Source organism: Azospirillum sp. TSH58, assembly GCF_003119115.1.
In the GTDB taxonomy this organism is placed as follows: Bacteria; Pseudomonadota; Alphaproteobacteria; order Azospirillales; family Azospirillaceae; genus Azospirillum.
The window spans coordinates 102,444-124,091 of record NZ_CP022364.1; the positions used below are offsets into that span (position 1 = coordinate 102,444).

The 21,648-nt window shown below is 68.1% G+C and carries 16 protein-coding genes; 8 read left to right on the top strand and 8 right to left on the bottom strand.

Features of this window, described 5'->3' with window-relative positions:
* Nucleotides 1-41: 41 nt before the first annotated feature.
* Nucleotides 42-3,578, bottom strand: coding sequence for a response regulator (locus TSH58p_RS04000; RefSeq protein WP_247874142.1), 3,537 nt, complete (start codon nt 3,576-3,578; stop codon nt 42-44).
* Between the two features lie 279 nt (nt 3,579-3,857).
* Here TSH58p_RS04000 and TSH58p_RS04005 point away from each other — a divergent pair, with 279 nt between their 5' ends.
* Nucleotides 3,858-4,565, top strand: a complete 708-nt coding sequence (locus tag TSH58p_RS04005; protein ID WP_247874141.1) for an ABC transporter substrate-binding protein — start codon at nt 3,858-3,860, stop codon at nt 4,563-4,565.
* Between the two features lie 53 nt (nt 4,566-4,618).
* Here TSH58p_RS04005 and TSH58p_RS04010 read toward each other — a convergent pair whose 3' ends face one another.
* Nucleotides 4,619-6,463, bottom strand: a complete 1,845-nt coding sequence (locus tag TSH58p_RS04010) for a potassium transporter Kup (RefSeq protein WP_109071140.1) — start codon at nt 6,461-6,463, stop codon at nt 4,619-4,621.
* A 925-nt stretch (nt 6,464-7,388) separates the two neighbouring features.
* Between TSH58p_RS04010 and TSH58p_RS04015 the strand changes: the two genes are divergently transcribed.
* On the top strand, nt 7,389-8,867 hold the full coding sequence (locus TSH58p_RS04015; RefSeq protein ID WP_247874140.1) for an ATP-binding protein: 1,479 nt from the start codon (nt 7,389-7,391) through the stop codon (nt 8,865-8,867).
* Nucleotides 8,868-8,962: 95 nt separating this feature from the next.
* Here the strand turns inward: TSH58p_RS04015 and TSH58p_RS33560 are convergent, their stop codons facing one another.
* The gene (locus tag TSH58p_RS33560; RefSeq protein ID WP_199230171.1) at nt 8,963-9,133 is read right to left on the bottom strand and encodes a hypothetical protein; all 171 of its coding nucleotides are present in this window, start codon (nt 9,131-9,133) and stop codon (nt 8,963-8,965) included.
* A gap of 502 nt (nt 9,134-9,635) precedes the next feature.
* Here TSH58p_RS33560 and TSH58p_RS04020 point away from each other — a divergent pair.
* A complete protein-coding gene (locus TSH58p_RS04020; RefSeq protein ID WP_109071138.1) occupies nt 9,636-10,328 on the top strand; it encodes a response regulator transcription factor in 693 nt (230 codons plus the stop codon).
* A gap of 194 nt (nt 10,329-10,522) precedes the next feature.
* Here TSH58p_RS04020 and TSH58p_RS04025 read toward each other — a convergent pair whose 3' ends face one another.
* Nucleotides 10,523-11,266: a LuxR C-terminal-related transcriptional regulator gene (locus TSH58p_RS04025; protein WP_247874139.1), complete on the bottom strand. Its 744-nt coding sequence runs from the start codon at nt 11,264-11,266 to the stop codon at nt 10,523-10,525.
* A 780-nt stretch (nt 11,267-12,046) separates the two neighbouring features.
* Here TSH58p_RS04025 and TSH58p_RS04030 point away from each other — a divergent pair.
* The 5 genes from TSH58p_RS04030 to der all read left to right on the top strand — a co-directional run bounded on the left by TSH58p_RS04030 (nt 12,047) and on the right by der (nt 17,077).
* Nucleotides 12,047-12,694, top strand: a complete 648-nt coding sequence (locus TSH58p_RS04030) for a response regulator transcription factor (protein WP_109071137.1) — start codon at nt 12,047-12,049, stop codon at nt 12,692-12,694.
* A gap of 190 nt (nt 12,695-12,884) precedes the next feature.
* Complete coding sequence (locus tag TSH58p_RS04035; protein WP_109071136.1) at nt 12,885-13,439, top strand: thioredoxin family protein; 555 nt, start codon at nt 12,885-12,887, stop codon at nt 13,437-13,439.
* Between the two features lie 171 nt (nt 13,440-13,610).
* Entirely contained in the window at nt 13,611-14,255 is a 645-nt protein-coding gene (locus TSH58p_RS04040) for a tetratricopeptide repeat protein (RefSeq protein ID WP_109071135.1), read from the top strand.
* The gene (locus TSH58p_RS04045; protein WP_247874138.1) at nt 14,255-15,637 is read left to right on the top strand and encodes a PQQ-like beta-propeller repeat protein; all 1,383 of its coding nucleotides are present in this window, start codon (nt 14,255-14,257) and stop codon (nt 15,635-15,637) included. Before TSH58p_RS04040 ends, TSH58p_RS04045 begins: the two co-directional genes overlap by 1 nt.
* Nucleotides 15,638-15,673: 36 nt before the next feature.
* Nucleotides 15,674-17,077, top strand: coding sequence for a ribosome biogenesis GTPase Der (gene der / locus TSH58p_RS04050; protein ID WP_109071134.1), 1,404 nt, complete (start codon nt 15,674-15,676; stop codon nt 17,075-17,077).
* Nucleotides 17,078-17,125: 48 nt separating this feature from the next.
* Here der and TSH58p_RS04055 read toward each other — a convergent pair whose 3' ends face one another.
* The 4 genes from TSH58p_RS04055 to radA all read right to left on the bottom strand — a co-directional run bounded on the left by TSH58p_RS04055 (nt 17,126) and on the right by radA (nt 21,604).
* Nucleotides 17,126-17,836: an SDR family NAD(P)-dependent oxidoreductase gene (locus tag TSH58p_RS04055; protein ID WP_109071133.1), complete on the bottom strand. Its 711-nt coding sequence runs from the start codon at nt 17,834-17,836 to the stop codon at nt 17,126-17,128.
* 90 nt (nt 17,837-17,926) lie between these two features.
* On the bottom strand, nt 17,927-19,375 hold the full coding sequence (gene purF, locus TSH58p_RS04060) for an amidophosphoribosyltransferase (RefSeq protein ID WP_109071132.1): 1,449 nt from the start codon (nt 19,373-19,375) through the stop codon (nt 17,927-17,929).
* Between the two features lie 99 nt (nt 19,376-19,474).
* Nucleotides 19,475-20,161: a CvpA family protein gene (locus TSH58p_RS04065; protein WP_109071131.1), complete on the bottom strand. Its 687-nt coding sequence runs from the start codon at nt 20,159-20,161 to the stop codon at nt 19,475-19,477.
* Between the two features lie 42 nt (nt 20,162-20,203).
* Nucleotides 20,204-21,604: a DNA repair protein RadA gene (gene radA, locus TSH58p_RS04070; RefSeq protein WP_109071130.1), complete on the bottom strand. Its 1,401-nt coding sequence runs from the start codon at nt 21,602-21,604 to the stop codon at nt 20,204-20,206.
* Nucleotides 21,605-21,648 lie beyond the last annotated feature (44 nt).

The following is a 21,648-nucleotide window of genomic DNA, read 5'->3' on the forward strand; positions in this document are numbered from 1 at the left end:
GGCCTGAGGGCCCTGGACCACACACAGCGTGGTCCGGACCGTTACGCCGCTCCGGAACCGCCCGTCGGAATTTCGGCCGTCTCCAGCACCGCCCGAGCATCGTCCTTTGGGTTGGCCGTGCGTTCTGCGTCCTTCGCGGCGTCCTTAAGGGCGGCGTCCAAACGCCGGATGCGGTCGCCGCCGATGCCCGCGGGATCCTGGCCGCGGGCCGCGGCGAGCAGTTCGCCGGCCAGCGCGGAGGCCTCGGCAAACCCCACATTGCCGGTCGAGCCCTTCAGGATGTGGGCCGAGCGCTCCACGGCCGCGAAATCCCGGTTCTGAGCCGCCTGCCGGAGCTGGTCGAGATGGGCCGGCGTCTCGCGGCGAAAGGTCTCCATCAACAGGGCAAAGCCGTCCTCGCCGATCGCGTCGCGCAGGTCCTGGAGCTTGGCGTGGTCGATCCGCGGCGGGGGCTCCGTCCCATGAACCGGCTCCGGCGGGTTCGGCTCGCTTGTTTTCGGGGAATCGCTCCACCGGGTGACCGTCCGCAGCAACTGGTCCGCCACGATGGGCTTGGCCAGATAATCGTCCATCCCGGCGGCCAGGCATATGGCCTGGTCGCCTTCCATGGCGTTGGCGGTCATGGCGATGATCGGAACGCGAGCCGCAGCCCCACCCATCCGCCGGATCGCCCGCGTCGCCGCCAGACCGTCCATTTCCGGCATCTGGACATCCATCAGGACGAGGTCGTAGGGCAGGGCGGCGACGGCGTTGACCGCCTCCAGCCCGTTCGACACGGAATCGACGACATAACCAGCCCGGCGCAGCAGGGCGAGAGTCACCTGCAGGTTGACCGGGTTGTCCTCGGCCACCAGGATGCGGCGGCGAAGGGGGGCGGATGCGGTCGATCTGGATGTCGCCGAGCCGGACTGTCCCGAGCCGGCCGCCGCCGGTCCAGAAGAGGACTTGCCCGCGGGAACCGCCGCCGGCGGCGCCACCCTCGGCGGTGGCGAGGCGAGCAGGCGCGCGACGGCGGCATGGAGCGCCGTCGCACGGATCGGCTTGACGATCCGCACGGCCACGCCGGCGGCGTCGCCCTCCGGATCACCCATGCGATGGGAGGTCGCCAACGCCAGCGGCAGGGCCGCCAGGGCCGGCTCCGCGCGAATGCGGGCGGCCAGTTCCGGCCCGGTCAGGCCCGGCATGCAATGATCCAGGATAGCGGCGTCGAACGGCCGCCCCTCGGCGCTGGCGGCCAGAAGCCGGCGCAGGGCATCCTCCCCCGTGGCGGCGGATTCCGTCTCCAGACCCAGCGCGGCGAGCTGGCGTGCCAGCAGGTCGCGGTTCACCGCCAGATCGTCCACCAGCAGAATCCTCCGGCCGGCCCAGGCGCCCGGCTCCTTCGCCGTGGATGCGGTTTCCACCGCCGCGCCGCGCCACAGGGGGATGACGGCCCAGAAGACGCTGCCCTCTCCGGGCATGCTGTGGACGCCGATCCGCCCGCCCATCAGCTCGGTGAGGCGCTTGCAGATGGCGAGGCCGAGCCCCGTTCCGCCATGGCGCCGGGCCGACGAACCATCCACTTGGCTGAACATGGAGAACAGGCGCTTGTGGTCGGCCGCGGCAATGCCGATCCCGGTGTCCCGCACTTCAAAACGGACGGTCACCGGCGTGTCATGCAGAGCCTCGGCCTTGGCGCCGCCCGGTTCCGCTCCGCCCTCCTCGGGGGAGGGGGCGCCCGGCTCAAGCGACAGCACGATGGTCACGCTGCCATGGTCGGTGAACTTGACCGCGTTGCCGGCGAGATTGATCAGGATCTGGCGCAGCCGGCCGGGATCGCCGCGCAGCGGGCCGTGCAGGGAGGGCGGGACATAGCTGGCCAGTTCCAGCCCCTTCGCGGCGGCGCGCGGGGCCAGCAGTTCCACCACGCTCTCGACCAGCGGGACGGCTTCGAAATCGGTGACCTCGAGCGTGAGGCGCCCGGCGTCGATCTTGGAGAAGTCCAGAATGTCGTTGATGATGGTCAGCAGCGACTCCGCCGAATCACGGATGGTGTCGGCGTAGGCGCGCTGCTCCTCGTCGAGCTTGGTTTCCTGGAGAAGCCCGGCCATGCCGATCACCCCGTTCATGGGCGTCCGGATCTCGTGGCTCATGGTCGCCAGGAACTCCATCTTGCTGCGCTGCCCGGCCTCGGCCTTCTCCTTGGCCTCGGTCAGCGCCCGCTCCACCCGCTTGCGTTCGGTCAGGTCTCGGAAGAAGGCGGCGAAGAGGATGCCCTGCTGCGTCTGAACCTCGGCCAGCGACAGGTCGAGGGGAAACACCTCCCCATCCATCCGCAGGCCATTGACCTCGCGGGAGAAGTTCGGGCCGATCCGGCGGGCGCCCGCGGCGATGGCCTCCATGGTGCGGCCGTGGAGCGCGTGATGCCGCCGCTCCATCAGTTCCTGCACATGGCGCCCGATCAGGTCGCCGGGCGGGTAGCTGAAAATGCGGTGGGCCGCGCTGTTGGCGGTTTCGATGACGCCGTCCGCACGCACCGTCAGGATGCCTTCCACGGCGGTTTCCAGAAGCGCGTTGAACCGGGCGTTGCCGTCCTCTAACTGGACGTCCTTGCGGCGCAGCAGGGTCAGCACGGCCGCGAACAGCAGGATGATCAGCCCGGAGCCCAGAACGACACCGGCGATTTCCAACTGGTTGTTCCACCAGCCCGCCAGTTCCTCGTCCTCGCTGCGGCTCACCGCCAGGATCAGCGGCCAGATCGGTGTGGCGCGATAGGCGGTGATGCGCGCCTGCCCGTCCGGGGCGGTCTCATGGAACACCCCGCCTTCCGAGGTGGGAAGATGGACCCGGAACAGGTCCGTCCCCGCCATCGGCGCGCCGATGCCCTCCGCCCCGTCCTGCGGAAGCCGGGTCAGGAGCACGCCGTCGCGGCGGTAGAGCGACACCATCCCGTGCAGCCCGTTGCGCACCGCCCGGAAGACGCCTTGCAGATACTCGGGATTGACCGAGGCGATCGCGACCCCCAGGAGCGTCCCATCCGCGCTGCGAATGGCCCGGCTCATCGGCAGGACCCATTTGCCCGACCGATCCTCCACGGCCCCGGCCGGCGTCAGAAAACGCCCGCGCATCGGGGTCCCGATATGAAGACCGGCGCTTCGGCCGGACAGCTGGGCGCGGAACAGGTCCAACTCCGCGTAGGAGGTGCCGAGCAGCCGCGGGTCCTCCGTGGTCGCCACCAGGACCCCCCGGTGGTCGAGGACCAAAAAGCCGCGGATGTGCGGCGAGCGGCGGAGCCGTTCCTGGAGCAGAGGCGTCAGCGCCCCCTCCTCCTGGCCTTGGGGCGGATGGCCGTTCAGCAGCTTGCCGACGGTCACCGCGTCGCCCACCGAGGCGAGCGTGACATCCACCGTCTGGACCGTGCGGCTGACCGAGGATTCCAGCGCGCTCGCCAAATTGTCGATGTTCTCCGCCGCTTTCCTCAACGTCAGGGCGCGGTCGGCATGGATGTCGTAGGCGAACTCGAACAGAAGAGCCATCACCGACAAGAAGGCCAACGTGAGAAGGGCGCCCCGGTGTTGCAACAGGGCAAACTTGGCCATCACGCGCGGCTCCGTGCGGTGTGCTGATGTGGCGCGAATCTTAACAGCGGGCGGGCGAATCGCAAGCCTGCGCTGTGCAGACGGGGGGCGCGGTGCTATCCTGTCGCAGTGAAAAGCCGGTTTCCGGGGGGCCAGGTCGTGCGGCGTCTTTCCATCGCACTGTCAGCGTTGGCGTTTCACGCTGCGCTCCAGTCGATGCATGTTGTTGCCGGTGCAACGCCGGTTCGGGCGGAAGGGGACCGCGCAGAAGGGAGCCGGGCGGAAAGCCGGCTCGACCGGGTGCAGCGCACCGGGTTGCTGCGCGTGTGCATCTGGCCGGATTATTACGCCATCTCGTTCCGCAACCCCTACAGCGGGGAATTCCAGGGCCTGGACATCGACATGGCGCGCGCCTTCGCCCAGGACCTGGGCGCGCGGGTGAGCTTCGTGGAAAGCGGCTTCCCGACTGTCGTCCCCGACCTGCTGGGTGACCGCTGCGACATCGGCATGTTCGGCATCGGCGTCACCGCGGAGCGCGCCGAAAAGGTCGCGTTCAGCAAACCCTACCTGCGCAGCGGCATCTACGCCGTATCCTCCCAGACTCACCCGCGCATCCTGCGGTGGAGCGATCTGGACCAGGACGGCATGGTGGTGGCGGTTCAAAAGGGTACCGTCATGGACCACTACGCCAGCCAGGCCTTCCGCAAGGCCAGCGTCCGCATCGTCTCCGGACCCCAGGAGCGGGAGGAGGAGGTGCAGTCCGGGCGCGCCGACGCCTTCCTCACCGATTACCCCTATGGCCAGCGGATGCTCGCCGTCCATCAGTGGGCACACCTGATCACGCCGGAGCATCCGGTCCACACCACGCCCTACGCCTATGCGGTGGTGCCGGGCGATCCTCTGTGGCTGGAACGGGTCAACCGGTTCGTCGACGCGGTGAAGCGCGACGGGCGGCTGGAAGCCGCCGCCGCCCGTTTCCGCCTGACCCCCATCGTGGCGCGGGATTGATCGCCAGACCGGATTGATCGTCTGACCGATTGACCGTCAGGCCGGATTGACCGTCAGATCTCGACCTGCGTGCCCAGTTCCACCACGCGGCCCGGCGGAATGCAGAAGAATTCCGTGGCCGACAGGGCCGTCTTAGACAGCAGGATGAAGGCGGGCTCGCGCCAGCCCGGCAGGCCGGTCGACCGCGACGGGATCAGGGTCTCGCGGCCCAGGAAGAAGGACGTCTCCATCATGTCCAGATGCAGGCCGAAGCGGCGGCACCGCTCCAGCGCGCGGGGAATGTGGGGCTGTTCCAGATAGCCGAAGCGCAGGACGACCCGGAAGAATCCCTTGCCCAGCTTCTCCACCATGACGGCGCGGTCCGGGGAGACGCGGGGCACCTCCTCCATGATCACCGTCATGACGACCACCCGCTCGTGCAGCACCCGGTTGTGCTTGATGTTGTGGAGCAGGGCGTGGGGGACGACGTCGGGGTTGCCGGTCATGAAGACCGCCGTTCCGGCGACGCGCTGCGGCGACTGCGGCGAGACGCGCTGCAGGAACAGGTCCATCGGCAGGGCGTCGGCGTAGAGCCGCTCGGCGAGGATGCGGCGGCCCCGGCGCCAGGTGGTCATCAGCGTGTAGACCGCCGCCGCGATCAGCAGCGGGAACCAGCCGCCGTCCGGCACCTTCAGCAGGGTCGCCCCGAACAGCGCGAGGTCGATCACCAGCAGGATGGAGAAGGCGGCGATGACCAGCAGGGGATTCCAGCGCCACAGCCGCCACGCCACCACCGCGGCCAGGATCGTGTCGATGGCCATGGCCCCCGTCACCGACACGCCGTAGGCGGCCGCCAGATTGCTGCTGGACCCGAAGCCGATCACCAGGATCACCACACCGACCAGCAGCAGCCAGTTGTTGCGCGGGATGTAGACCTGACCGACCTCGTGCTCGGAGGTGTGGCGGATTTCGCGCCGCGGCAGGTAGCCGAGCTGCACGGCCTGCCGGGTCAGCGAGAAGGCGCCGGAGATCACCGCCTGGCTGGCGATGACCGTGGCCGCCGTCGACAGCAGGACCAGGGGGAACTGCGCCCAGTCCGGCGCCAGATGGAAGAAGGGATTCTCCAGCGTCTCCGGCTCGTGCAGCAGCATGGCGCCCTGCCCGAAGTAGTTCAGCAGCAGCGCCGGCAGGACGAGGTAGAGCCAGGCGATGCGGATCGGCGCCCGCCCGAAATGGCCCATGTCGGCGTAGAGCGCCTCCGCCCCCGTGACCGCCAGCACCACGGCGCCCAGCGTCAGGAAGGCCACCCAGCCGTGGTCGACGAACAGCGCCGCCCCGTAGAGCGGGTTGAAGGCGCGCAGAACGTCCGGCCAGTGCATCACCTGCATCAGGCCCAGCACCGCCAGCGTGGCGAACCACACCCCCATGATCGGGCCGAAGAAGATGCCGACCCGGCCGGTGCCCTGCCGCTGAAACAGGAACAGCAGGGTGAGAACCGCCAGCGTGATCGGAACGATGTAGGGGGACAGGGACGGGGTGACGACCTTCAGCCCCTCCACCGCGCTCAGCACCGAAATGGCCGGGGTGATCAGGCTGTCGCCGTAGAACAGGGCCATGCCGAGGATCGCCAGCGCCATGATGGCGCGGTTGCCCGCTCTGGAGCTGAGCCCGCGGTGGGCCAGCGTGCCGAGCGCCAGGACGCCGCCCTCGCCCTTGTTGTCCGCCCGCATGACGAGCAGGACGTACTTCAGAGTCACGACGATGATGAGCGCCCAGGTCGCCAGCGACAGGACGCCGAGGATGGTCGGCTCGTCGAGCGGCAGGCCGGTGTGGGTGAAGGACTCCCGCATTGTGTAGAGCGGGCTGGTCCCGATGTCGCCGTAAACGACGCCCAGCGCCCCCAGGACGAGGGCGGGCATGCGGTTGGCTTGAGGGGGATGGCCCGGGGGAGGGGAACTGGGAGCGGAGGTGGGGGCCGGAGCGGCGCCGCTCGGTCCGTCGCCGGTTTGCTGGTTGGCGCTGTCCATGATGGTCCGTTCGTTCGGATCGCGGTCCGGTATCGGGAGTCCCTTCCTTGCGGGCGGAACGCTTCGGCCGCGAACCTTCTCCTTACATCAACCGCTCACCACAAGACCATATGGTTCCGGTGGCGCGGAGGTGCCAGCCACAGCGTGCAAGGCGACGGGAGCTGTCGCGACCGGCATGGGTGCCGGCTCCGGAAGCGATTTCGGGGGCAAGGAGTGCGCATCGGAACAAAAAACGAACAACCGGCTTGTTGTTCACTTTTTGTTCTGATACGTTTTTCCCCATCGACGCTGACGTCGGGCGTTTCACCATCGTCCGCCACGTCCCGCCAACCGATCGAGGGAGATTGCCATGTCGATCCTGGTTTTCCTGCGCGAGCTTGCTGGTCTGACGGCCCTGTTCGGCACCCTGTTCGTCTGGACTCTGCTGGGCCACGCCGCGGGCTTCTGAGGTGCCGGATCGCCCGAAAGGAGTCGCCATAAGGGTTGGGCCTCCTCCGGATAATAATCCGAAATCCCAGGCAACCCTTGGCGACGCATCGCTTACATCCGGAATGCGTCCACCGCACCCGCCGGGCACCTCCAGCCAAGCCGGGGCCAGCCAACCGGGGCGGGCGACGCGACGATCAGGCCACCGGCCGAGGCCGGCTGGTGACGACAACGCGGAATTCTGGGATCGGGACGGATGCGAAACTTCTTTCGGAAGCGGCGGGCGACCGCCGATGCGGATGACCGGATGTCCATGGGTGGCGGCATCACGGGTGGTGGAGCGGCCGGACCGGGCGCCACCCCGGGCAATGCGGCTCATGGCCATCCGCCGATGCAATCCCAGAGCCCCCTCGCGGGCCGTCCGGCACCGCATCTGCGACCGGTCGGCGGAGCGGCGGGGACCGGGAATGGCGGCGGGCTCGGCGGTGGGCTCGGCGGTGGCTTGGGCGAGACGATGCGCGGCCCGTCGGGCTTGCGTCACGATCCGCTGAACAGCCCGCTTGGCGGCGGTGCCGGTGGTGGACTGGGCGGCCAGCGCGGCCAGGCGCCCGCCGACACGGATCTTCCGCGCTTCACCATGACCGTCAACGGCGGCCTGCGTGGACCGGGGGCGGTCGGTGCGCCGGCGATGCTGAAGGGCCTCACGCCCGAGCTGAACGGCCTGCTGCGCGAGGCCTTCACGCCGACGCGGCCCAAGCAGCAGCTGAACTCGCTGTTCATCGGCCGGACCGACACGCTGAAGCGCATCATCTCCGCCATCGAGGAGGAGCGGGCGCACGTCATCCTGTTCGGCGACCGGGGCCGCGGCAAGACCTCCGTCGCCAACGCCATCGAGAAGATCGCCGGCCAGGCCGGCTACCTCTCGCTGAAGCTGACCTGCAGCGCCGAGCTGAGCTTCGAGGACATCTTCCGTCACTTCCTGAAGAAGATCCCCTCCACCTATTACCGGTCGGGGATCGACAACCCCTTCGCCTCGCGCCGCAGCTTCACCAGCTTCAACGAGCTTCTGCCCGAGGGCGGGTTCAGCGTGACGGAGCTGAACGAGGTGCTGGCCGGCATCCACGCCACCCATGTGCTGCTGATCCTCGACGAGTATGACCGCGTCACCGACGAGGATTTCCGCAACAAGCTGGCCGAGCTGTTCAAGAACCTGACCGACAGCTCGATCCCGGTGACGCTGCTGGTGGTCGGCGTGGCGGAGAACCTCGACCAGCTGCTGGGCAAGCACCCGTCGATCCAGCGCTCGCTGGTGCCGGTGCATCTGCCGCTGATGACCGATGTCGAGATCGGGCGCCTCATCAACGCGGGTGCCGAGAACGCCGGGATCGCCTTCGCGCCGGAAGCCGTGGACCGCATCTGCGAGTTCGTCCGCGGTCTGCCCTACTACGCGCAGCTTCTCGGCCTGCACGCCGCCCGCAGCGCGGTCAGCCGCGGTTCGACGGTGGTGGAGCGGGACGACCTTGCCTACGCCGTCACCCGCTGCCTCCAGGAGGCGGAGCGCGGCATCGTCGACTCCTACGCCCGCGCGCTGGCCGCCGAGCGCCGCGCCGAGCTGGAGGATGTGCTGCTGGCCTGCGCCCTGTGCCCGGCGGACTCCTACGGCACCTTCGATCCCAAGGAGCTGGCCGGACCGGGAGGCGTTCCGCCGACCAAGGAGGCGCTCGGCATCCTGGAACGGCTCTGCCGCGAGGAGTATGGCGGCGTGCTGGCCCCGGTCGTCGAGCCGGGCTGGACCCGCTACCGCTTCCGCAACCAGATGATGCGCCAGTATGTGCTGATGCGGCAGGCCCACGAGCGCGGCCAGATCTGACCGTCCATCCACGGGCAGACCGGTCCGGGGAGGCCCCTTTCCGCCGTCACGCGGGGAGGGGCCTTCGTGCGTTCAGGCCTCCGGTCTCCCTGCGGTCAGCGCGAATCGAGCAGCATCGCGGCGAGGACCGCGCCGGCGACCAGCCCGCACAGGGCCGCCACGATGGCGAGGCTGCGCAGGAACTGGCGCATCTCCCCCTGTTTCCAGGCGCTTCGGGCGAGAAGCAGCAGATAGCCGGCCGCCGCCGCACCGATCATCGTCCACATTGAACCGTGCACCGCATCTGTCGAGAACGCTCCCTCCGCATGGTGTTATGACCTACGGTGAAGGGTCGACTGCGATCATAGGACGCGGTCGGCAAGGGGTGGATGCGCTTCTTCGGCATGAGTGCCTCCTGACCGTTTGGGGTCGGGAACTTTCGGCAACCCACATGAATCGGGAACTATCCCTCCGCATCCAAAACGTGCGCTTCCGTGCAAGAAAGTGGTAGAAAAGACGGAAAGTATCCATTCGATTGGGGATGGTAAGTACTTTAAAAGAGAAGCAGTAATCCATGATTAAAAGTAGCTTTGCGCATATGCCTAATGCGTTCTTCTTTTAATCCCACAGAGTGGTACCGTGTTGCACGACACAGGGGTAAGGTCATCCAAAATATCGGCACGTCAATGCCATCGGTGGGGCACGGGTGGGGAAACCTCGGGTGATTGGTAGCCTACAAGATTGCCCAGGGAGTCAGAGCAATTTTCCAAAAATCGCGGGAGCTGACCAATGGAACCAGTGCGTGCTTTTCTGATCGACTCCAATAAGCTGTTCCGCGAAGGCCTGAAGAGGCTTCTCGACGATTCACCCTTTCAGATCGCCGCCGAGGCGGGGAACCTGCGCGAGGCGCTGAACTCCGTCGACAACGGCTTGCGTCCGCAGCTCATCCTGCTCGATCTGGTGAATGGGGGCGAGGAGGAGGCCGACGGCATGCGGCGCCTGCGCGCCCAGCTTCCCGAGGCGCGCATGGTCATCCTGACCAGCGACCTGTGCACGCGCCGCCTTGCCAACGCGTTGGAGGCCGGGGCCGACGGCTACCTGATGAAGGACCTGTCGTCCGACGCGCTGGCCCAGTCGCTGCGCCTCGTGATGATGGGCGAGAAGGTGTTTCCGACCCACCTCGCCGCCCTGCTGATCTCCGGCCGCGTGAACGGGAACGGCACCGACATGCCGGTGTCGCGCAAGGGTCTGTCGCAGCGGGAGGTGCAGATCCTGCGCTGCCTGCTGAACGGCGACAGCAACAAGATGATCGCCAACCACCTGAACATCACCGAGGCGACGGTGAAGGTTCACCTGAAGAGCCTGCTGCGCAAGATCAACGCCTCCAACCGCACCCAGGCGGCGATCTGGGCGCTGAACAACGGCATCGGCGGAGAGTTGGCCGGAGCCGGGGCGGTGACCGCGGCGGCGGCCCACCAGTAACCGCTCTCCCGCGATCATCCCACCGGTGCAGACGCCGGACCGGCCGGCCACACCCCTTTAAGGTGTGGCCGGCCGGTCCGGCGTTTCCGCATGTGGCTTCCGATGGGAAGCTGGTGCGCAAACGAAAATATCCCGGCACGGTGGCCGGGATTCTTTCGGTTGGTTGATCAGGGGTGAAGGGCGTCCGACAGACGTCAGGACGTGCCGGTCCGGTGGGCCGGGGCCGCGTGCATGTGCGGCGGCACCATGCCTTCCCGGGCGGACTGCAACGCGCCCTGCTGTCGCGCGGCGAAGACGCCGGCTTCCGTTCTGTTGCGGAAGTGCAGCTTGGACAGGACGCTTCGCACCATCGACTTGATGACCGCCTCGGACAGATCGAGCTGGTTGGCGATCGTCCGGTTGTTCAATCCCTGGCCAAGCAGGCGCAGGGTTTCGAACTCCGGTTCCGACAGCCGCGGCAGCAGGGTCAGCCGGATCTCATCGACGCCCAGCCGGGACAGGAACTGCTTGGGCATCAGACAGTGCCCCTCCAGCCCCAGGTCCAGCAGTTCGTTGATGCGGTCCACGTTGATGTCCTCGAACACCCACGCATCGGCGAAGGCCAGGATGTGTGCGGCGTCCAGCAATTCCCGCGACGACAGCACCACGACGATCCGCGACCGGCGTGACAGCCGCAGATACACCATCGGTTCGTTCTCGCGCAGCGCGGTGAACTGCTGAAGGCCGATCAGGATCGCGTCGGGCGTCAGCGTGCTCTGCGTCAGTTCCGATATGTCGTGGAAGACGGTCACACGATGGCGACCGGCCCGGTCGAGCGCCTGCACCACGGTGTCGGTCAGGGAATTGTTGTCGAGAATCAGGCAGACGTGCATGGGGGTCACCGCGTTGCGGGTCGAGTGCGATGCTTTCTCTTGGGCGTACTCATGGTTCATGTGCATGGGTCAGCTCTGTTTGGAGGAGGCATCCACGGCAGGCCCTTGTCGGGCGTTATCGCCGCCTGTGTTTTAGACTTGTCTCGTGCTCTCTATCCGTCGGCGCTCTGTGTCTTCGCTTAAGTGTTTTCATTTAAAGACTGCATCGAATTTCAGGCATATATCCATCAAACCTGGAAAAAAACTTGACACTGTGACAAACAGTTTATAAATTGGACGTGTAACACGTAAATCAAACGATAGATGATCACTCAAGATCGTCAAGCGCATCTGAATGGTGACAGGGGCACTCCAAGCGATAACTCTTTTGTGACCGTCTGCTCTGAAAGGCCAGGACAGGTATGTGCCGCAAAGAGGGAGATTCGTTTAGGAAAAGCACTGGCCATCCGGTCAAGCCGCCGAACCGATGGGATAGGTTTTTCACGCATTTCGATCATCGGCTCTAATCCTTTGCGCGCATGGGATGTTTTATGTGCGAGCGACGGCGCCGTCATCATCCAGAACAACCAAACATGGAGATAATCCCGCTGCCGCTTTCTTTCGTGCAGAGGCATAGGCGGAAGGTTTTAGTTCTTGTTTTGTTCAGTCGGCCTTCGCCGTAGGGGACGGTCGTTCCGCGCCGCAAATGACCTATGGCCCTTGTCCGGATATTGCCCCTCTTCCGAATGTGGTAGCAGTTCTTCAAGCCACAGGGCGAAAGGGTAGATGGATCGCCAACGGGAGTGGCCCGGTTGGTCCTGGGAGGGCTGATCTTAAGCAACGGGATAAACGAAGGCGGACGGGGCCATGAAAATTCTGATCGGTGACGACCATCTCCTTTTTCGTGAAGGCCTGCGCCGTCTTCTGGAGCAGCTTCACGGTGACGCGATCTTCATCGAGGCGGGCACCTTCGACGAGGTGCTTCAGCAATGCCGCGTGGGCGGCGGGTTCGACGTCGTGCTGATGGATCTGCACATGCCGAACTGGCCGGGCTTCGACGGCCTGCGCGAGGTGCAGAGCCTCCAGCCGGGCGTTCCGGTGGTGGTGATCTCGGCCTCCGAGGCGCTGAGCGACATCCGCGGCGCGCTCGACCACGGGGCCACCGGCTACATTCCGAAGTCCAGCAGCGTCAAGGTGATGATGGGCGCGCTGAACCTCGTCTTCTCCGGCGGCATCTATGTGCCGCCCGGCGCGCTCACCGCCGCGACGGCGGCCTCCGACGCCGCGCCGCGCCGCGGTCGCCTGGACGGTGCGGACCGCAGCGCCTACGGCCTGACCCAGCGCCAGCGGGAAGTCCTGGATTGCCTGCGGGCGGGCAAGTCGAACAAGCAGATCGCCTACGAACTCGGCCTGTCCGAGGGCACGGTGAAGATCCACGTCACGGCGATCTTCAAGTCGCTAGGCGTCAAGAACCGCACCCAGGCGGTGATCGCCGCCGCCGCCATGGCCTCGTAAGGGGGCAGGGCCAAGGCACGGGGCAGGGCGGGAAGCAAGAAACCGGGTTGGAGACCGACAGGGCCGCGAGCAGGCACGAACAAGGTGCCGCCGCGGCCTTTTCGATTCCGGCTTTCGCCTCACCTCATATACTCATGCCCGAACCCGCGCCGGCGGCGCGTTCATGGGGCCAGAAGGAGGAAAGACAGCGATGGCGGCGGAAACCCCGGTGTGCGACTTCGGACGGAAGGCGGAGGATTTCAGCCTGAAGGGAACCGATGGAAAGACCTACAGCCTGGCCGACGTCCAGGGACCGAGCGGCACGCTGGTCATGTTCATCTGCAACCACTGCCCCTACGTGAAGGCGGTGATCGGGCGGATCGTCGAGGAGGTCGACGCGCTGAAGGCCCACGGCATCGGCGCCGTCGCCATCATGTCCAACGACACCGACGCCTACCCCGACGACAGCTTCGACAACATGAAGCGCTTCGCGGCGGAGCACGGCTTCACCTTCCCCTACCTGCTCGACGAGACGCAGGAGGTGGCGCGGGCCTACGGCGCGGTCTGCACGCCCGACTTCTTCGGCTTCAACGCCGACCTTTGCCTGCAGTACCGCGGCCGGCTGGACGCCTCCAAGCGCGAGCCGATCCCGGACGCCCCGCGCGAGCTGTTCCACGCGATGGTCCGCGTCGCCCAGACGGGGCAGGGGCCGACCGACCAGATCCCCAGCATGGGCTGCTCCATCAAATGGCGGAATCCCGCCTGATTCCGCCCGAAGCGTGGCCTTAATACCTGGATGGGCGCCGTTGCGCCTTGACCGCGTGCGGCGCCCAATGCTATCCGGCCCTTTGAACCATCAGAACCGCCCGCCGCAGCCGCGCGCGGGCGCAATCCCCGCTGTAACGGTTTTCGTGCCGTAGGATGCCGCTGTAGAGCCATGAGCGATATTTTCCGCGAAGTCGACGAGGATCTGCGCCGCGACCGCATGGAGCGCGTGTTCAAGCGCTACGGCGGCATCATGCTGGCGGCCGCGCTGGCGGTCGTCGCCGCGACGGGCGGCACGGTCGCCTGGCGCAACTGGCAGCAGTCGCAGAAGGAGAGCGGAACGACGGCCCTGGCCGCCGCCCTTTCCCAGGCCGCCCAGGGGCCGGACAAGGGCGTCGAGGCGCTGGCCGCCTTCGCCACCAAGGCCGACCCCGGCATGGCCGCGCTGGCCCAGCTGAACGCCGCCGCCCTGCTGGCCCGCGAGGGCAAGACGGCGGAGGCCGTGGCCGTCTACGACACGCTGTCCAACAACGCCGGCGCCGCCGCGGTCTACCGCGAGCTGGCGGCCCTGCTGTCGGTGATGCACCAGCTCGAATCCGGCGATCCGGCGCAGCTCCAGGCGCGGCTCCAGCCGCTGACGGCGGACGCCAATCCCTGGCGCTTCTCCGCCCGCGAGATGAGCGCCGTGCTCGCCGCCCGCGCCGGGGACAAGGAGCGCGCGCGCACCCTGTTCCAGCAATTGGCCGACGACTCGCAGGCTCCGGCCGGCGTCCGGTCGCGCGCCGCCGATCTCGCCACCCTCTACGGCAAGAGCTGATGACCCGCATTCCCATGGCCGCCCCGACCGCGCACCCGACCGCGAAGCGCCGCTCCCTGCGCACCGCCCTGCTTTCCGCCCCGCTGCTGGCCGTGCTGCTCAGCGGCTGCGACACCGTCAGCGGGTGGTTCGGCAAGACCCCCGATCCGCCCCTGCCGGGCGAGCGGGTGTCCGTCCTGACCCGCGAGCGCAAGGTGGAGGTCGACCAGCGGCTGGTCGGCACGCCGGTCGCTCTGCCGACCGCCGTGGCCAACCCGGCCTGGGCGCAGCCCGGCGGCACGCCGGAACACTCCGGCGGCAACCTCGCTCTGTCGGCCACGCCGGCCGAGGCGTGGCGCGGCGACGTCGGCACGGGGGCGAGCAGCTCCCGCTCGCTGCTGGCCACGCCGGTCATCGCCGACGGGCGCATCTTCGCCATGGACGCCGACTCGCACGTCGCCGCGCTGGACGAGCGCACCGGGCGCCAGCTCTGGCGCGTCGACACCAAGCCGGAGAAGGAGCGCGGCGGCGCCAGCGGCGGCGGCGTCGCCTACGCCGACGGGCGTGTCTTCGCGGCCACCGGCTTCGGCGAGGTGGTGGCGCTCGATCCCGCCAACGGCTCGATCGTCTGGCGCAAGCGCGTGCCGGGTCCGGTGCGCGGCGCCCCGACGGTGGAGGGCGGGCGTGTCCTCGTCCTGACGCTGGACAACCAGCTCACCGCCCTGTCGGCGTCCGACGGCGCCGTCCAGTGGTCGCATCAGGGCATCCTGGAGACGGCAGGCCTGCTGGGCGCCGTCAGCCCGGCCGCCTCGCCGACCCTGATCGTCGCCCCTTACTCCTCCGGCGAGCTGTACGGCCTGCGTCCGGAGAACGGGCGCGTGGCGTGGCAGGAGAGCCTGGCGGCCATCCGCCGCAGCGGCGCCCTGAGCAGCCTCGCCGACATCCGCGGCCTGCCGGTGATCGACCGCGGCGTCGTCTACGCGATCGGCCATTCCGGCCGCATGGTCGCCATCGACGAGCGCATCGGCATCCGCCTGTGGGAGGCGGAGATCGGCGGCACCCAGACTCCCTGGCTCGCCGGCGACCACCTCTTCGTGGTCACCAACGATTCGGAGCTGGTCGCCCTGACCCGTCAGGCCGGCCACGCCCGCTGGGTCACCCAGCTGGCGCCGTTCACCGATCCGGAGGACAAGAAGGGGCCGATCACCTGGTCGGGTCCGGTCCTGGCCGGCGGCAAGCTCTACGTCACCGGGTCGAACGGGCAGATGCTGGCCCTGTCGCCCGCCGACGGGCAGGTGCTGACCCGCTATTCTCTGCCGGCCTCCACCTATTTGCCTCCGGTCGTGGCGAACAACACCCTATATGTCCTGGGCGAGAACGGTACGCTGGTGGCGTACCGCTGATCGCCACCCTTGGTTCTTTATAAGGCCCCCGGCCCGATGTCCTTCACCGTCGCTCTCGTCGGTCGGCCGAATGTCGGCAAATCGACTCTGTTCAACCGTTTGGCCGGCAAGAAGCTGGCGCTGGTCGACGACACGCCCGGCGTGACGCGCGACTGGCGCTCGGCGCCCGCCCATGTGGGCGGGCTGTCCTTCACCGTGGTCGATACCGCGGGCCTGGAGGACGTCACCGACGACAGCCTGGAGGCGCGCATGCGCCGCCAGACCGAACGCGCCCTGGAACGCGCCGACGTGGCGCTGTTCATCGTGGACGCCCGTGCCGGCATCACGCCGCTGGACCGCCACTTCGCGGCCCTGCTGCGCAAGGGCAAGACCCCCGTCGTCCTCGTCGCCAACAAGGCGGAAGGCAAGGTGGGGATGACCGGCCTCTATGAGGCCTTCGAGCTTGGTCTCGGCGAGCCCCTCGCGCTGTCGGCGGAGCATGGCGAGGGCATGGCCGATCTGGTCCAGGCCCTGATGCCCTACGCGCCGCCGGAACCGGAGGCGGTCGAAAAGACCACGGCCCCCCTCAAGGGGGAGGATGGAGAGGAACTTCCCGTCGGCGACCAGCCGGAAACCGACGAGGAGCGCGCCCGCCCGATCCAGATCGCCATCGTCGGGCGGCCGAACGTCGGCAAGTCCACCCTGCTCAACGCCCTGATCGGCGAGGAGCGGGTTCTGACCGGCCCCGAGGCCGGGATGACCCGCGACGCCATCAGCGTCGATTGGGAGTGGCGGGGCCGCAAGTTCCGTCTGGTCGACACCGCCGGCATGCGCCGGCGCGCCCGCGTCGACGCCAAGGTGGAGAAGCTGGCCGTCGCCGACGCCCTGCGCGTCGTCCGCATGGCCCAGGTCGTCCTCCTCGTGGTCGACGCCAACCAGATCCTCGACAAGCAGGACCTGACCATCGCCCGCATGGTGGTGGAGGAAGGCCGCGCCCTGGTCATCGCGCTGAACAAGTGGGACGCCGTGGACGACCGTGCCATGGCCCTGCGTCAGGTCGAGGACAAGCTGCAGGCCGCGCTGGCCCAGATCAAGGGCGTGGAGGTCGTGACCATCTCCGCCCTGCAGGGCAAGAAGCTGGACACGCTGCTGGATTCGATCCTGTCGACCTACGGGCAATGGAACCGCCGCATCCCGACCGCCCAGCTCAACCGCTGGATCGAGGGTGTGCTGGATCACCACCCGCCGCCCCTGGTCGAGGGCCGCCGTGTGAAGATCCGTTACGCCACGCAGGTGAAGACCCGCCCGCCGACCGTGGCGCTGTTCGTGAACAAGCCGCTGGATCTGCCGGAAAGCTACCAGCGCTATCTGATCGGGCATCTGCGCGAGACGTTCGACCTGCCGGGCGTGCCGGTGCGGCTGCTCCTGCGCAAGCAGAAGAATCCCTACGCGGACGATTGATCCGACAGGAGGGGTGGAGGCTCGGTGCCACCACCCTTCCTTGTCTTCTTACCCTTGCGCCGACACGACCTCGCCGTGGCGGGTGCAGGACGCCTCCGCCAGAGCCACGAAGGCCTCGGCCACGTCGTCCGGTTGGGCCAGCTTGGTCTGGTCCTCGCCGGGGAAGGCCTGCATGCGCAGTTTGGTCGCCACGATGCCGGGATCGACCAGATTGACGCGCAGGTTCGACGCGGCGATTTCCATCGCGTAGGTCTTCACCATCATCTCCAGCGCCGCCTTGCTGGCCCCGTACGGGCTCCAGTAGGGGTAGGGCGCGTTCGCGGCGCCCGACGTCACGAAGATGGCGCGTCCCGCGTCGGACGCGCGCAGCAGGCGGTCGAAGGAGCGGATCAGGCGGAAGTTGGCCGTGACGTTCACGTCCATCACGCGCTGCCACAGCTTCGGATCGTAATGGGCGACCGGCCCCAGAGCCTCCAGGACGCCGGCGTTGCTGACCAGGATGTCGAGCTTCCCGAAGCGCTCGAAGATCGAGTAGCCGAGCTGGTCGATCTTGTCGAACTGGCGCAGATCCAGCGGGACCAGCGTGGCGTTGCGGCCGGTGGCCTGGAAGATCGCGTCGTCGGTTTCCTCCAGCCCGCCGACGGTGCGGGCGGCGAGGATGACGTGGGCGCCTTCGGCGGCGAAGCGCTTGGCGACGGCGGCGCCGATGCCGCGCGAGGCGCCGGTGATGAGGGCGGTGCGGCCGGAAAGACGGGACATGGCGGCGACTCGACGATGTTCGGTAGCGGGATTGGCAAACGGGCCGGTCCGCTGGGTTGCGGCCGGCCCGTCGCGGCGGTGGTCAGGCGGTCAGGCGCGGATGCGGACGTTCGCCTCGACCGGCGGGTGGTCCAGCGCGTCGGTCAGCGCGATGGGGTAGTCGCCGGTGAAACAGGCGTCGCAGAAGGTCAGGTTCTGCGGGTCGCGCCGCTCCGCGCCCATGGCCCGGTAGAGGCCGTCCAGCGAGATGAAGGCGAGGCTGTCGGCCTGGATGAACTCGCGCATCTCCTCCACCGACATGCGGTGGGCGAGCAGCTTGCTCTGCTCCGGCGTGTCGATGCCGTAGAAGCAGGGGTGCGAGGTCGGCGGGCTGGAAATGCGCATGTGCACTTCCTTCGCCCCGGCGGCGCGCACCATCTCGACGATCTTCTTCGAGGTCGTGCCGCGCACGATGCTGTCGTCCACCAGCACCACCCGCTTGCCCTCGATCATGGCGCGGTTGGCGTTGTGCTTCAGCTTCACGCCCAGATGGCGGATCTGGTCGGTCGGCTCGATGAAGGTGCGGCCGACATAATGGTTGCGGATGATGCCCAGCTCGAAGGGCACGCCGCTCTGCGTGGCGTAGCCGAGGGCGGCCGGCACGCCGCTGTCGGGCACCGGCACGACCACGTCAGCCTCGATCCCCGACTCGCGGGCCAGCTCGGCGCCGATCCGCTGGCGGGCGTTGTAGACGGAGGACCCCTCCATCACGCTGTCGGGACGCGCGAAGTAGATGTATTCGAAGATGCAGAAACGGCGGCCCTGCGGCTGGAAGGGGCGCAGGCTCTGCACGCCCTGCTCGTTCAGAACGACCATCTCGCCCGGCTCGACGTCGCGCACGTAATCGGCGCCGACGATGTCGAGCGCGCAGGTCTCGCTGGTCACGATGTAGGTGTCGCCCAGCTTGCCGAGGACCAGCGGGCGGACGCCCAGCGGGTCGCGCACGCCGATCACCTCGTTCGGGGTCAGCGCCACCAGGGAGAAGGCGCCCTCGACCTGCCGCACCGCCTCGATCAGCCGGTCCACCGGCGAACCGCCGCGGGCGATGGCCATCAGATGGACGATGGTCTCGGTGTCGGTGGTGGACTGGAACAGGCAGCCGCGGCGGACGAGCTGGCGGCGCAGCGTGTGCGCGTTGGTCAGGTTGCCGTTGTGGGCCAGCGCGAAGCCGCCGAACTCGAAGTCGGCGTAGAGCGGCTGGACGTTGCGGATCGTCGTGTCGCCCGTGGTGGCGTAGCGGACATGGCCGATGGCCTGCGGACCCTTCAGCTTGCCGATGATCGCTTCGGACGAGAAGTGATCGCCGACGAGGCCCAGGGTGTGCTCCAGATGGAAGCGGTCGCCGTCGTGGCTGACGATGCCGCAGGCTTCCTGGCCGCGATGCTGCAGCGCGTGCAGGCCGAGCGCGGTGATGGCTCCCGCCTGCGGATGGCTGTGGATGCCGAACACGCCGCACTCCTCGCGCAGCTTGTCGTCGTCGAACGGATGCGTCGTCAGCATCGGAAGATCCTCGTCATACACAGCATCACCAAAGGGCATTGCCCCGGCGGCCACTCGCCAGCGGGGCGTTACACACAGGCACTCTGCACCATGCGGCGTTCAGCGTGCGTTCTGGATCAGTCGCTCAAGGTCGCCGCGGTCCCGGTCCTTATAGCCGGTATCGGATGGCGACGCACCACCGGTCTTCGGCGCGCCGGGAACCGGCGTGGACAGGCGGTCCAGGGCCTCCTTGGCCTCCACCGCCTGCCGCGCGCGCTCCCGCGCCATGTCCATCTGGCCCAGCCCGTCCTTGCGCAGCGACTCCGGCATCACCTCGTAGATCATGGAGGCGCCGGAGACCAGCATCGGCCGGGTCTTGGCGCTCTGCAGCCACGCCGGATGCTCCGCCGGGTTCGGCACCAGCCAGGCGAAGAAGAGATAGGCGACGGAGGCGAGGATTGCACCCTTCAGCAGGCCGAAGACGAAGCCCAGCGAGCGGTCGAGCGCCGAAAGGCCGGAGTTCTGCACCCCGCGCGACACGACGCGGCCCAGGATTGTCAAAACCACAAGGCTGACGACGAACAGCGCCACCGCCGACGCGGCGTAGGCGGCCATCTCGACGTGGATGTAGGTCTGCGCGATGGGGAGAACGTGGGGCAGGGCGTTCAGCGTGATCAGCGCGGCACCCACCCAGGCGGCGACCGACAGCACCTCGGCCACCATGCCGCGGGTGAAGGCCAGCAGGGCCGACAGCAGAAGCACCACGATGACGGCCAGATCCGCCGGGTTGATCGGAAAAGTGTCCATTACGCCGCTACGCCTCGTGCGCTTTCGCTTCAGATGCTCGTGTCAATCCCGGCCGCGCGGCGGACGGGCTCCCGATCCGGCCTGGAACAGCGGCAGCAGTTCGCTGAGCTGCTGCAGCTCGACCGATTTCAGGCCGTTGTCGCCGCGCCCCGGCTTCTTGCCGTTCCGTCTAGCCGGAAAGATCGCCGTTGAAAACCCCAGCTTCGCGGCTTCCTTCAGCCGGGCGTCGCTCTGGCCCACGGCGCGCACCTCGCCCGACAGGCCGATCTCGCCGAAGACCACGGCGTCGGCGGGCACCGGCTCCCCGGTCAGGGAGGAGACGAGCGCCGCGGCGACCGCGAGGTCCGCCGCCGGCTCGGTGATGCGCAGCCCGCCGGCCACGTTCAGATAGACGTCGTTGGCGCCGATCTGAACGCCGCAGCGCGCCTCCAGCACCGCCAGCACCATGGCGAGCCGCGCCGAGTCCCAGCCGACCACCGCGCGCCGCGGCGTGCCGAGCGGGGAGGGGGCGACCAGGGCCTGGACCTCCACCAGAACGGGGCGGGTGCCCTCCATGCCGGCGAAGACCGCGGCGCCCGACACGTCGCCGCGCCGTTCCGCCAGGAACAGGGCGGAGGGGTTGGCGACCTCGCCCAGCCCGCCGTCGGTCATCTCGAACACGCCGATCTCGTCCGTCGCGCCGAAGCGGTTCTTGACCGCGCGCAGGATGCGGAACTGGTGGCCGCGCTCGCCTTCGAAATAGAGCACCGTGTCCACCATGTGCTCCAGCACGCGGGGGCCGGCGATGGTGCCTTCCTTGGTGACGTGGCCGACCAGCAGCAGCACGCAGCCGCGCCGCTTGGCGACGCGGATCAGTTCCTGCGCGCTCGCCCGGACCTGGGCGACGGTGCCGGGGGCGCTGTCCAGATTGTCGACATACATGGTCTGGATCGAATCGATCACGACCACCTCCGGCCCGTCCGTGCCGTCCAGCGAGGCGACGATGTCGCGCACGCTGGTCGCCGAGGCGAGCTGGACCGGCGCAGCGGCGCAGCCCAGCCGGACGGCGCGCAGCCGCACCTGATCCACCGCCTCTTCGCCGGAGACGTAGGCGCAGCGGTGTTCCTGCGACAGCCGGGCCATCGCCTGGAGGAGAAGGGTGGATTTGCCGATGCCGGGATCGCCGCCGATCAGGATCGCCGATCCGGGGACGAGGCCGCCGCCGCAGACGCGGTCGAACTCCTCGATGCGGGTCATGCGGCGCGGCGGCGCCTCGCTTGAGCCGGCCAGCCCGACGAAGTCCAGCCGGCGTCCGCGCGCCACGCCCAATCCCTTGGGGGCGGCTTCCGGGGCGGCTTCTTCGACGAGGGTGTTCCATTCGCCGCAGGCGTCGCAGCGACCCGCCCATTTCGGGAAGGACGCGCCGCAAGCCTGGCAGACGTAGCGGGTGGTTGGCTTTGCCAAAGGTCTAGCGATTGGTTGGAGCGGCAGCGCCCCACATATAGCAA